This is a genomic window from Brevibacillus choshinensis (assembly GCF_001420695.1).
GTDB classification, from domain to species: Bacteria; Bacillota; Bacilli; order Brevibacillales; family Brevibacillaceae; genus Brevibacillus; species Brevibacillus choshinensis.
This window is the reverse complement of record NZ_LJJB01000007.1, coordinates 1,953,371-1,966,323: the sequence shown is the minus strand read 5'-3', so window position 1 is coordinate 1,966,323 and position 12,953 is coordinate 1,953,371. Positions and strand designations below refer to the sequence as shown.

12 protein-coding genes are annotated in these 12,953 nt (G+C 48.8%); 10 read left to right on the top strand and 2 right to left on the bottom strand.

The window, feature by feature from the left end; translation table 11 throughout:
- Window positions 1-15 precede the first annotated feature (15 nt).
- On the bottom strand, window positions 16-774 hold the full coding sequence (locus AN963_RS09275) for an SDR family NAD(P)-dependent oxidoreductase (protein ID WP_055744191.1): 759 nt from the start codon (window positions 772-774) through the stop codon (window positions 16-18).
- Between the two features lie 142 nt (window positions 775-916).
- Here AN963_RS09275 and AN963_RS09270 point away from each other — a divergent pair, with 142 nt between their 5' ends.
- The 10 genes from AN963_RS09270 to AN963_RS09225 all read left to right on the top strand — a co-directional run bounded on the left by AN963_RS09270 (window position 917) and on the right by AN963_RS09225 (window position 12,408).
- On the top strand, window positions 917-1,282 hold the full coding sequence (locus tag AN963_RS09270) for a MerR family transcriptional regulator (RefSeq protein WP_055744190.1): 366 nt from the start codon (window positions 917-919) through the stop codon (window positions 1,280-1,282).
- A gap of 308 nt (window positions 1,283-1,590) precedes the next feature.
- Complete coding sequence (locus AN963_RS09265) at window positions 1,591-3,342, top strand: M28 family metallopeptidase (protein WP_055744189.1); 1,752 nt, start codon at window positions 1,591-1,593, stop codon at window positions 3,340-3,342.
- Window positions 3,343-3,367: 25 nt separating this feature from the next.
- Window positions 3,368-5,092, top strand: coding sequence for an ABC transporter substrate-binding protein (locus tag AN963_RS09260; RefSeq protein WP_055744188.1), 1,725 nt, complete (start codon window positions 3,368-3,370; stop codon window positions 5,090-5,092).
- Between the two features lie 103 nt (window positions 5,093-5,195).
- Window positions 5,196-6,185 carry an ABC transporter permease gene (locus tag AN963_RS09255; protein WP_236707911.1) on the top strand — a complete coding sequence of 330 codons (990 nt, stop codon included), beginning with the start codon at window positions 5,196-5,198 and terminating at the stop codon, window positions 6,183-6,185.
- A gap of 5 nt (window positions 6,186-6,190) precedes the next feature.
- Entirely contained in the window at window positions 6,191-7,126 is a 936-nt protein-coding gene (locus AN963_RS09250) for an ABC transporter permease (RefSeq protein ID WP_236707910.1), read from the top strand.
- Window positions 7,127-7,143: 17 nt separating this feature from the next.
- Window positions 7,144-8,157, top strand: a complete 1,014-nt coding sequence (locus AN963_RS09245) for an ABC transporter ATP-binding protein (RefSeq protein ID WP_055744187.1) — start codon at window positions 7,144-7,146, stop codon at window positions 8,155-8,157.
- Complete coding sequence (locus AN963_RS09240; RefSeq protein WP_055744186.1) at window positions 8,136-9,167, top strand: ABC transporter ATP-binding protein; 1,032 nt, start codon at window positions 8,136-8,138, stop codon at window positions 9,165-9,167. Before AN963_RS09245 ends, AN963_RS09240 begins: the two co-directional genes overlap by 22 nt.
- Window positions 9,164-9,919 carry an aspartate/glutamate racemase family protein gene (locus tag AN963_RS09235; RefSeq protein WP_055744185.1) on the top strand — a complete coding sequence of 252 codons (756 nt, stop codon included), beginning with the start codon at window positions 9,164-9,166 and terminating at the stop codon, window positions 9,917-9,919. The genes AN963_RS09240 and AN963_RS09235 overlap by 4 nt, the downstream gene beginning before the upstream one ends.
- Window positions 9,920-9,941: 22 nt before the next feature.
- Window positions 9,942-10,619, top strand: coding sequence for an aspartate/glutamate racemase family protein (locus AN963_RS09230; protein ID WP_055744184.1), 678 nt, complete (start codon window positions 9,942-9,944; stop codon window positions 10,617-10,619).
- A 28-nt stretch (window positions 10,620-10,647) separates the two neighbouring features.
- A complete protein-coding gene (locus AN963_RS09225; protein WP_083496849.1) occupies window positions 10,648-12,408 on the top strand; it encodes a M28 family peptidase in 1,761 nt (586 codons plus the stop codon).
- Window positions 12,409-12,494: 86 nt separating this feature from the next.
- On the opposite strand, the gene AN963_RS09220 is transcribed toward AN963_RS09225, so the two are convergent.
- A complete protein-coding gene (locus AN963_RS09220; protein ID WP_236707909.1) occupies window positions 12,495-12,845 on the bottom strand; it encodes a DUF2512 family protein in 351 nt (116 codons plus the stop codon).
- Window positions 12,846-12,953: the final 108 nt, after the last annotated feature.

Genomic DNA, 12,953 nt, shown 5'->3' with positions numbered 1-12,953 from the left:
TCACTGAGAAAACTTCTAACGCGTTCTCTCCACGTAAGGAAAGATAGCGTCGCGTAGCTCAAACTCATACGTCATTCCATCCACAATCCCTACAACCTTATCGCTATCATACAAATCAAGCAAGAAGCCCGCCATTTCCTGTGCGGTATGGAACTTTGGCACCGTGCCGTGGTATTCAAATTCCTTGAGATCGAAAGCGCGTTTTGCGAATTCGGTTTCTGTTGCGGCAGGTGCCAACACTTTTGCTTGCATGTGTGCACCTTGACTTTTCAGTTCGTGTGAAAGTCCTTCCGTAAAGGCACTGACATAAAACTTCGTCGCGCAGTACGTAATGGCATTTCCCACAATCGTATAACCTCCGCCGGATGAAACGTTGATCAGTTGTGTTCCTTCCACATTTGAGTAATCACGAACGAAAAGGGAGGAGAGTACCGTCAACGCTTCTATATTTACATGCAGCATGGTTTCTATCTTGTTCAAATCTTGAGTGCCAACGGAAGCAAAGTTGCCAAATCCCGCATTGTTGATCCACGTTTCGAGTGGGAACTCTTGCAGGTTTTCGTATAGCTTATAAACATTTTCAGAAACCGATAAGTCAGCCGCCCGAATAACCACATCTACATCAGGATGGATGCGTGCGATCTCAGATTTTAGTTCATCCAATTGATCCTTTCTACGGGCAACGAGGACTACGTTTTTTCCGCGAGCTGCAAAAGCGAGAGCGGCTTCATAACCAATACCTGAGCTAGCGCCAGTAATCACAGTATATTTCATGTGATCTCCTCCTCATTTTATCGAAGCGAATGGACGATCAAGCAACTACGATTTGAGTATATAGGTTAGAGTTTACTCTAAGTCAAATCATTTTTTATAATGATGGAGGACATGTAAATGGCTATAAAATATGGAGGTCGGTATGTACACAATCAGCGAGGTAGCCAAGCTATTGGGGGTATCTGCACACACACTGCGATACTATGAAAAGGAAGAGATCATTGTTCCGAAGCGCAATGCGCATGGAGAAAGATTATATGATGAATCCCATGTTGCTTGGCTGAGATTTGTTATGAGGTTGAAACAAACCCAAATGCCGCTAACCCAAATCAGAGAATACGCTCGGTTATATAAAGAAGGAGAGCATACAACTATAGCCCGTTTGAACCTGCTGGAAGATCATCGTAACGCTGTTCAGAATCAAATCATGAATTTAGAAGCCACGGAGAAGATGTTGGCAGACAAAATTGCGACGTACAAAGCTTTGATCAGTGAACATAGGGATTGAAAGTACAGAATATACTAATTTTGGTGTAAAACCTGAGAATCAAATGTGTTGCGGCTGTCTACGACGTTCATTTCGCGTCGTGGTCGGCCGCTTTTTACATTTTATCGATGAGGCTTCCGAAACCACATCTTAGGTCATCTTGGGTTTTTGAACTTCACGCATTCCGACCCTAAATCAGATCTCAGGGAAGTGAATCTCTAAAAATCGACAGCTTCGTAGCCTTTCTTTCGAGCTCTTGCCATTGGCACAGGTCTTGCGTATATCAGCAGACGAGACAAGTGAACGACAAAAAAGGGGGGCGATGAGGTTTGGTTGGAGTCGAAAAGAGGCTGTTGGAAGACATCTGTATGGACACGCCCAAGGTGATTTTGGAGCGATTTGGCAGCCTGGTGAGAGAGTCGGGAAGTGAAGACGAAAGGCAGGCTGCTCAGTTTCTGACCAGTTTGCTTGACGAGTGGGGAGTTCCTTACCAAGTGCACCGCCCAAATCTTTACTTGAGCGTCCCAAGACCCGCAAAGCTAAAGCTGGTTCACCCGGTGGAAAAAGAGATTCGCGCAAAGAATCCAGCTTTCTCCGTGATCACTGGAGATGATTGGAGGGACGGGGAGCTCGTCTACATTCCCACTGGGTTTAAGAAGAAGTGGGATAACCAAAAAGATTCGTCGTTTGATCTGGCGAGCGGAAGTCTTACAGGGAAAATCGTGTTGACCGAAGGGTTTCCGAGACCGGCTAGGATCAGGGAACTAAACGAGCTGGGAATCATCGGCGCGATCTTCATCCACCCCGGTAAAAACATTCATGAGAGCATCTGTACCCCCATCTGGGGAGCGCCTGACCTAGATACGTATGAAAACGTACCGAAATTACCCGTCCTGATGATCAATCGTGGGGATGGACAGGAGCTGATCGATCAGATCGCGAGAGACAAAGTAGAGGTCCAATTCCAGACTCACTTGGATCAGGGGTGGTTCTCTTGTCCACTGATTGATATTTTCATCGAGGGCACCGAGGACAAAGACAAATACGTCCTTCTCCACGGTCACATGGATTCGTGGCATCAAGGCTTGGGGGACAACGCCACTGGCAATGCTGCCATGATCGAGATGGCACGCGTCTTCCACCAAAACCGTGACTTATTGAAACGAAGTCTGCGCATAGCGATCTGGCCGGGACACTCTACAGGTCGATATGCGGGATCGACGTGGTTTGCGGATACATTCGGTTTAGATCTGGATGAAAATTGCATCGCCCAAGTAAACTGTGATTCTCCGGGCTGTCGGTGGGCGACCTCTTACCATGAAATGAGCTGGATGAGTGAAGTAAATGAGTTTTGCCAAACCACGATCAAGGAAGCGATCGGCGAAGAGTCCATCGGGCATCGACCACCACGTGCTGGCGACTATTCGTTCCACAATATTGGATTGACAGCCTTTTACATGCTATCCTCTAGCATTCCGGAAGAAGTTCTACAGGAAAAAGGTTACTATCCCGTGGGTGGCTGCGGCTCAAACATCGAATGGCATACCGAAGAAGATCTCATTCACATCATTGATTACGAAATCCTCCAGCGAGATTTGCAAGTGTATACAGCCTCCCTTTATCGCATCGTGAATGCCACCTTGCATCCTTTCCAGTTCATAAACACCGTAGATGAGTTTATCAAAACGCTACAAACATACCAAAATGCCGCAGGAAAGCACTTCTCGTTCGAGCTGGCATTCCGGGAAGCCTATGATCTTCGTTCGAGCTTGGTCGATTTTTATGATCGCATTGCGTCATTGCAAGATCGTGGTGTCCTCGACCCTGCGGTGCAGCAGGCCAATGATGTGCTACGAGAATTGAGCAGAACCTTGGTTCCCATCAACTTTACCCGGCGAGGCAAGTTCTGGCATGATCCAGCCGTCGATATTCCGCCGCTTCCCGATATTGCACCTGCAACAACGCTGCCACAGCTTGATGAGGGGTCCCATCGATACCAGGTGACCTTGACCCATTTGACGAGGGGACAGAACCGCCTCGCCTGGACACTGCACAAAGCAAAGCGCATAGTCCGTGCGTAATCAACCTTTGATAGGGGGAAACCGAATGAAAAGAGCACACAAGTGGAAGTTCGGGCTGATGGCCACCACCGTTCTTTTAGGGACTGTACTATCAGCTTGCACGAGCGAGACACAAACACAGCCCAAAACCAATGACACTCCGAAGACAGAGCCAGCTGACGCCAAAAGCAGAGAAATTCGCACACTGCAAATCTTAACCAGACCGCAAGCATCCGCACCGGATGAATACGAGCGGGCCAATCTGATTGCAGGCGCCATGAAGGAGCTCGGCATCAACGCTGAGTTAAAGCCAATGCCGTATGAACAGCAATCCGACATCGTCTGGTACAAACGTGACGAGTGGGATATGACCGGCTGGCAAATGGCTGCGCGTCCAGAGAGGCTAGACCCGGATGAATTTATTTACAACCTGTTTCATTCCAGCACGGCCAAAGACGGCTACAACTTCATCGGGTACAACAATCCCGAATACGACAAAATCGCGGAGCAGCAACGGATCACGGTAGATCGTGAAGAACGGAAAAACCTGATTTTCAAAGCGCAGGATATCATCGCGAATGATGTCGCTTACCTTTTCAACGTACACCCCAAATTGAAATACGTTTACAACCATCAAGTCTTTGATAAAAATTCCATCGTTGAGATGGCAGGTATGGGCATCCGTAACATTTGGACGTATCTGAATGCGACACCGATCGGCCAGCAGAAGAACATGGTCTTGAACAGCAATGACTCGGTTCAAGCTCTCAACCCATTCTACATTAGTGGCTCCTTCGATTCCTGGGTGACAGAGCTGATCTGGGATCGTCTGATGCGAATTGACAAAGAAGGTCTGCCAAAGCCGTGGGCTGCTGAATCCGTGACGTGGAAAACGGACACACAGATTGAAATTAAATTACGCGCAGGCATGAAATGGCACGATGGAAAACCAGTCACCGCCGAAGACGTGAAATTCTCCTACGAGGCTCCACTGACAGGCGAAGTGCCCATGTATAAGCCGTTTGTTGAAATCATCGATAAGATCGATATCAAAGATCCGCTTACCTTGGAATTCACGCTAAAAAGACCATGGGCAGCATTCGAAACGGCAAGCTTATCCAAATTGAATCTTGTGCCCAAGCATATATGGGGTCCGATCATTGAGGATCTGAAGACCAAGCCGGAGAATGCCGAGAGCTATCAGGAGAAAACGCCGATTGGCTCTGGACCATTCAAATACGAAAACTGGAAATTCAAAGAAGAAGTCGTTCTGAGTGCAAACAAAGAGCACTTTTCCCCTCCGAAAATCGAGAAGTGGATCATGAAAGAGATTCCGAATACAGAAGCCTCTCTAGGAATGATCGAGAATGGTGAAATCAATTTCCTGGCGGTGTTCCCGGGTGATGGACAATTGCTCCAGCAAAAAGTAGAAGCGAGCCAGAATCTCACGATGATTACAACGACCGACCTTGGCTTCCAATTCTTTGCGGTGAATCACCGGAGGCCACCATTTAATGATGTGGCGTTCCGCAGGGCTTTGGCAGCTTCCATCGATCGTGACATGATGGCGCAGGTCGTCTACAAAGGCTTTGCAGAACCAGGCGATTCCGTTATTTCTCCCGCATTGTCGATCTGGAAAAACCCGAATCTAAAATATCCTTCCGGTGGGGTGGAAGAGGCGAAGAAGATCCTTCAGGAAGCTGGCTATGAGTGGGATGCGGCAGGCAAGCTGCTTTATCCAGCTGGCAAAAAAGAAGAGCTCAGCAAATAAGGGCTGACTCTACTTACAACCTATCGTTCGTGTGGGATGTTGGCAGCAGCTGATCGCCAACATTCCCACGCCTTTGAATCCATTCGAGAAAGGAGAGAACATATTGGGGAACCGATCAAAATTCGTTTTGAGTCGCTTGGCTCAGATGATCCTCACCCTTTGGATTATTGCTACGATCCTGTTTTTTATCTTTCGATTGATGCCGGGAAATCCGCTGGTGGCGTATATCGACCCTACTTTTACCAAAGAGCAGCAAGACATCTTGATGGCGCAGTTTGGCTTAGATAAACCACTATGGATGCAATATGTCATTTATTTGGCCAATCTAGTACAGGGAGAGCTAGGGGATTCCTTTAAATTCCGAGCTCCGGTCATGGACGTGATCTGGGGCGTTTTGCCCAATACGCTGTACCTCATGCTCTTTTCCTTTGTGATCGCCTACCTCGTGGGGATATTGGGTGGCGTATTACTCGCCTGGAAACGCAAGACAAAATTCGAAACATTCGGTATTATCATCACCCTGTTTACAAGATCAGCGCCGCAAATGTGGGTAGGCATGATCGTGCTGGTCATCTTTTCGTTTCAATTGCACTGGTTTCCTTCAGGCGGAGCCTCTGCGACAGGGGTCGTCTATGCGTCCGAATGGGAAAAACTTACCTCTCTCTCGTTTCTCAAGCATTTGTTCCTGCCCGCTCTGACAGCTGCTATATATTTGATGGGGCTTCCGCTGTTGTTGATGCGGTCAAATATGCTAGACGTGATGGGTGAATCCTATGTGGAAGTCGCCAGAATGAGAGGATTGAGCGAGCGCAGAATCATGCTCAAATATGCCGCGAGAAATGCTGCTTTGCCAGTGGTCACCGCGATGGCAGTGGGAATTGGCTATGCCCTTGGAGGGAACGTCGTCATTGAAATGGTATTTAGCTGGCCTGGCCTGGGACGTTTGCTCGTCAATGCGGTATCTGCAAGCGATTATGCGTTGGCCCAAGGGGCATTTATCTTAAGTGCTGCGGTTATGGTCATCATGAATTTTATCGCAGACATTCTATACAGCTTCTTAGATCCTCGGGTCACATTCGGCAAAGGGAGGTGAGAGGGATGATCCCTGAGGTAAAAATGGAGCAAAGCACTGTGAATGCAGCGTATCGGAAAACGAACCTGCTCACGATCCTTATGCAAAATCTGACGGGAGTCTATCGTTTTTTGAAAAACGATCCATTTAGCATGACTGGCGCCGTCATTTATCTGTTTTTCATTTTGATTGCTCTGTTTGCGCCATTACTCGCACCCTATGATCCGCATGAAATGATCAAGCACAACGGGAAGCTTGCCTTCAACCAACCGCCGTCTGCTGAGCACTGGCTAGGAACGACGAACATGGGAAGAGATATCTTTTCACAGCTCATCTATGGGGCAAAGCCAGCGATGATGGTCGGACTTACCGCGGCATTTTTCGTAGTGGTTGTCGGGACTCTAGTGGGTCTATTCGCTGGTTACTACAAAGGTCGGGTCGACGGTGTCCTAATGCGTGTGACCGACGTAGCATTTGGTATCCCATTTGAACCTTTCGTCATCGTGCTGGTCGCCTTTTTAGGGCCGAGCGTCTGGAATATCGTGTTGGCCATGGGCCTGTTGCTTTGGAGGGACACCGCCCGTGTCATCCGCTCTCAGGTGCTCACTGTTCGTGAGCGAAGCTTCGTGGAAGCAGCGAAAATTTCAGGTGCTTCCGATTTGCGAATTTTGTTCGTGCAGGTGGCTCCCAATATCCTTCCGCTTTCTTTTCTGTACGGTTCACTGGCGATGGGATGGGCGATCTTGACAGAAGCTGCTGTTAGCTTTCTTGGGTTTGGAGACCCTGCGATGATGAGCTGGGGCTTCATGCTCAATGATGCGTATGCGTCCCAAGCATTGAGTCGCGAGGCGTATTGGTGGATCATTCCTCCTGGTATTTTTATCATGCTGACGGTCATGGCTGGCTTCTATATCGGGAGAGGCTCGGAAGAAATTTTATATCCTCGGTTGAAAAATCAATAACCAGGGGGGGAAAAGCATTGTCACTGTTGGAAGTAAACGACTTGAAAATCTACTACAAAACGTCACGTGGAATCAGCAAGGCTGTCGATGGTGTATCCTTCACGGTCGATCATGGACGAAGCATCGGACTTGTGGGTGAAAGCGGCTGTGGCAAGAGCACCTTGGTGAAAGGCATCATTCGCGTACTCGCTGGAAATGGGATCATCGCGGGCGGTTCGGTCCGGTTTGAGGGAAATGATCTGACGCAAATGACAGAGTCCAACATCCGGAATGTTCGCTGGAAGGATCTATCCCTCATCCCGCAGGCAGCGATGGACTCACTCAATCCCGTCTATCCGGTCATCGATTCCTTTTTGGAAATTTTGATGCTCAAGGGCAAGCTGAACCGCGCGGAGGCGACGAACAGGGCACACGAGCTGTTTACTATGGTTGGTTTGGACACCAAGCGTCTGCGCCATTACCCGCACGAATTTTCGGGAGGAATGAAACAGCGAGCGATGATTGCCCTCGCACTCGCCCTTAATCCCAAGCTCATTATTGCGGATGAGCCAGTGACCGCATTGGACGTGATTGTGCAAAATCAAGTCCTACGGGTTCTGAAAAATTTGAAAAAAGAATTAGGCCTCACGCTCGTGATGATCACGCACGATATTTCAGTGGTAGCAGAGACGTGTGACGATGTCGCTGTGATGTATGCAGGAAAGATTATTGAGATCGGCCCGGTTTCGCGAGTGTTGAAGAACTCCACTCACCCGTACACGATGGGGCTGGCAAATGCCTTTCCCAATCTAAAGAAAACGGAAGGTACACTCATTTCCATAGAAGGCTCGCCACCCGATTTAGTAGATCCGCCAAAGGGATGCCGATTTTCAGCCCGCTGTCCCTTTAAAATCGAAGCTTGTACACACGAAGAGCCATTGCTCGTCCCAGTGGGCGAGAATCATTTTGTGGCATGTCATCGTTTGGATGAAATCGCTGTCCTGCAGGAAAAAGCCAAGGAGGTGGACACATGGCGCAAAATCCCATCATAGAGGTGCGCGGTCTCTCCAAGCATTTTGAAGCTAGGCAGCATTTGTTTCGCAAAAGCGGGGAAGGGTCGGGCGTCTTAAAGGCAGTGGATGATGTCCATTTTCGCATCCCAAAAGGACATTCGCTCGGTATTGCTGGTGAGAGCGGGTGTGGGAAAACAACGACCGCCAAAATGTTATTGAAGCTCTATGAGCCCACCTCTGGAACCTTCTTATTCAATGGCAAAGATATCACCCACATGAAAGGGAAAGAAGAGCTCAAACAGTTTCGAAAGCAAGCGCAATTGATGTTCCAGAATCCGTTTGAGGCATTAAATCCTCGCTTCACCATTTTTCGTTCCTTACTGGAGCCGCTCATTGTTCACGACATCGGGACGAAAGAAGAGCGAATGTTCCTTATTAAACAAGCACTGGAGCAAGTGAATTTGATTCCCGCCGAAAACTTCTTTGAGAAGTATCCCCATCAAATGAGCGGTGGACAGCTGCAACGGGTTGTATTAGCACGGGCTTTGATCGTCGATCCGATCTTTTTGGTGGCGGATGAACCCGTGTCCATGCTGGATGTATCTGTACGCGCTGGCGTTCTCAATTTGATGAAAACATTGACGGAACGGCTACAGCTGACGACGGTCTACATTTCTCACGATTTATCCCTCATCTCCTACATGTGTGAACAGACGGCGATTATGTACTTGGGGAAAGTCGTGGAGATCGGGGATACCTTCCGTGTGTTACATGAACCCAAGCACCCGTATACGCAAGCCTTGCTAGCAGCAGTACCCTCTCCAGATCCTGACGAGGAACCGGAAGAGGTTCGCATAAAAAATCATGTGCCGAGTCCGATCAACATGCCCAAAGGTTGTCATTTTCAAGATCGGTGCCCGTATACCGAAGCAATCTGTCGGGAACAAACCCCCGAGCTGCGACGAGCGGCTAGCGGCCAGATCGTTGCTTGCCACATGGTTACGCCTCATATCGAAAGAAAGGTAAAAAGAGAGGAGCATGTGATATGAAGATCATGTATGTCGTACCAGGCCCCATGGATCAGACGGAGGCTACACGCAGAGGAGAACTGCTCAAGCTTTGGGCTGCACCAGGTACGAACGTGGAGATCGTCACGGTCCAGGAAGGTCCTGCGTCTATCGAATCGATGTACGAAGAGTACCTGTCCATCCCACCTGTCGCGAAAATCATGTACCAGCTGGAACAGGAAGGCTATGATGCCGCCATACTCGGTTGTGCAGGTGATCCTGGGCTGGATGCGTTTCGGGAGATCACAAGCAACATGCTGGTCGTAGGTCCAGCCGCCAGCAGCTTTCACGCTGCAGCCATGCTCGGACACCAATTCACCTTGCTCACGGTAGCAGACAGTATGATTGGCTCCAGCCATGAGTTGGTTGCAAAATCAGGCTTGACCGACAAGCTAGCTTCTGTGCGAGCCGTCAACATCCCTGTATTAGAGCTCGCAGTGAATCGAGAAGCAACGTTGGAAAAGCTCGTTCGCATAGGACGTGACGCGATCGAAAAGGATCGCGCAGATGTACTGGTGCTAGGTTGCATGTCCATGGGATTTTTGAATGTGGCGGAAGAGATGCAGGAGGCGCTAGGCATCCCGGTAGTTAACCCGGCCAAAATCGCCTTGAAAATGACGGAAGCTCTGGTCTCGATCGAACTGGTTCACTCCAAAAAGGCATACGCTCTTCCGCCAAAGCTAGCCAGCGGGAAAGTGAAATCATTAAATGAACTCCTGATAAGTCGTTCGTAACGGGTATGGGGGTGGAGCGCGGGTGAGAGTAGCCTATGTGGGAGCAGCCCCAAAGTCAGCCGAAGAGGTGGAGCGCAGACGCATTCTGCTACAGCAGTGGGCAGCTCCCGGCACGACCGTTGAGATGGCGTATGCGAATGAAGGTCCTGCTTCTATTGAGTCCATGTATGAAGAGTATCTAGCCATTCCTCAATACGCTAAAAGTATGGATCGATTGGAACGCGAAGGCTATCATGCGGCGATTGTTGGTTGTGCAGCCGATCCTGGTATCGATGCCTATCGAGAGTTATGTACCAACATGCTTGTGATAGGACCTGGAATGAGCAGTTTTCACGTAGCCGCTATGCTTGGCCAGAGATTTACGCTGTTAACGGTAGCCCAGAGTATGATTGCGAGCAGTTATGAATTGATTCAGAAAGCAGGATTGACGAGTAAGATCGCATCCGTCCGCGCTGTTGAGATTCCCGTGCTCGAACTATCCCATAATCGGGCGCAAACCTTGGAAAAACTCGTTCAAGTTGGTAGGGAAGCAATCGAGCACGATCGTGCGGATGTGCTGGTACTCGGCTGCATGTCCATGGCCTTTTTGCAGGTCGCGGAAGAAATGCAGAGTCTACTCGGCATCCCAGTGATCAATCCGGCTAAAGCGGCGTTAAACATGGCAGAATCCATAGTCAGTAGCGGATTAAAGCATTCTTGAAAGATAACGATGATGGGAGAGAATTCAATTGACCACAGCCTATAAAAATACGGAAAAAACCTTGTTGGATGAAATCAATCTGGATGCTTCAAAAGTCATTCTGGAGCAGTTCAGCACACTTGTCAGAGAGTCATCGAGTGAAGACGAGCGCACGGCGTTTCGTCACCTTGTCACCTTTTTGGAAAAATGGGGCGTGCCTCACAAGGTGCATCATCCCGAACTATATTTGAGCGTGCCCGTTCACGCGGGTGTCAAAGTAACCAGCCCCGCAAGCAAGGAAATCCGGGCAAAAACCTCAGCCTTCGCCGTTTCCACAGGTGATCAATGGGTGAGCGGTGAACTTGTGTACGTCCCTTCTGGTCATGCTGCAGATATGCAAGAAGTATTTCATTCTCAGGTGACTGTGGACTCTAGTGATTTGAAAGGAAAAGTAGTCATTACGGAAGGTTTGGCCATGCCAGGCAAGGTCGCTTCCTTTGACAAGCTAGGTGTACTGGGCGCAATCTTCGTCAATCCGGGCAAAAACATCCACGATGGAATATGTACGACAATCTGGGGAGCACCTGATCTGGATACCATTGATCAAGAGCCCAAAATTCCCGCGTTGGCGGTCAACCGGGCGGATGGTGACGAACTGATTGAGCTATGCAAGCAAGGACAAGTACAAGTCGAGTTTCAGACCGTTCATAAAAAAGGATGGTTTGCTTGCCCACTGATCGACATTTTCATCGAAGGAACTGAGGAACCGGAGAAATACGTACTGCTCCATGGTCACTTGGACTCGTGGCACGTGGGGATCGGTGATAATACGACTGGCGATGCAGCCATGCTGGAGATGGCACGTGTCTTTTACAAGCATCGAGACAAGCTGAAACGCAGTCTGCGGATCGCTATCTGGCCAGGTCATTCGACGGGACGTTATGCTGGATCTACTTGGTTTGCGGATACCTTTGGTCTGGATCTGGATGCGAACTGCGTGGCGCAAGTGAACTGCGACTCGCCTGGCTGCCGATGGGCGACATCCTACGACTACAGTGAATGGATGAGTGAGGTTGACGAGCTGTGCAAGGGCGCCATTCAGGATACGGTGAATCAAGGCTCTAAAGGCAGCAGACCTTCTCGAGCCGGCGACTATTCGTTCAACAACATCGGGATTACCTCCTTCTTTATGCTTTCCTCGAGCATGCCGGAAGAACTATTGCAGGAAAAAGGATACTATCCTGTAGGCGGATGCGGAGCAAACATTGAATGGCATACGGAAGATGACTTGCTGTATGTGGCCGATTTGGACATTTTGTTAAAGGACATCAAGATTTATACGGCTTCGATCTTACGTGTGGTAAATGCTTCTTTGCTGCCGTACAACTTTCGAAATACAGTGGATGAGTTCATGGAAACCATTCAAACCTATCAGGAAGCAGCAGGAAGTCATTTTAGCTTTGAAACTGCACTGACCGAGGCCAAGAATCTACGGGCGGAGCTGGAATCATATTATCAGGCGATTGAAAGCTTGCAAAATGGTGAAGTGAGCGATCCAGAAGTCAAGAAAGTGAATGAACAATTGCTGGAGCTGGGACGCACTTTGATTACCATCAACTTCTCGCGCCGTGGAAAATTCCGTCATGATCCGGCACTGGATGTTCCAAAACTCCCTGATATCGCACCTGCTACCACTTTGAAAAATCTCGTACCGGATTCTCATCTGTATAACGTCACCCTCAACCACTTGACGCGTGGACAAAATCGTGTGGCATGGGCTTTAAAAGAAGCAACGCGAATCATCGGCTAGTAATGAGGCCAAAAAATCAAAGAAGCCAACCCATTCGGTTGGCTCTTTCTTATACGTATGTCATGTACATACATCTGGGTCGGAGGCTATGTCTTTTCGGGCTGGGACTCAACGTCAAATCTTTTTAGGAAGAAATGATAGAGCAGCTCGACTACACCTACTACTACGGCCGTAAACAGCAGCTTCCCCCAAGTGAACGACCAATGCATGAAGGCTGAAACCACTCCAAGATAGAACACTGCCAAAATCAAATCGGCAACTGTCGCGACGAGGTTGTTGGAAGCCCGCAGGATCAGGAGGTCACCTATGAGGTAGGCGATGACTGAGAACACAATAGAAGTTACAATGATCGACAACACGGTTGCGTTGGTGTACCAATAGAGAAAGGGAACCAGAATGATACCATTCATAACCACTTTGATCAAAAAGCGAAGCAAAGGAACAACCCCCCATCAAAAGTAGCGTTCCCAGATAGTATGAATAAACAACGTGTCCTTCATTCGATTCTGAATGGCTAATTTGACGGATGAGAAAGAAGTCCACTG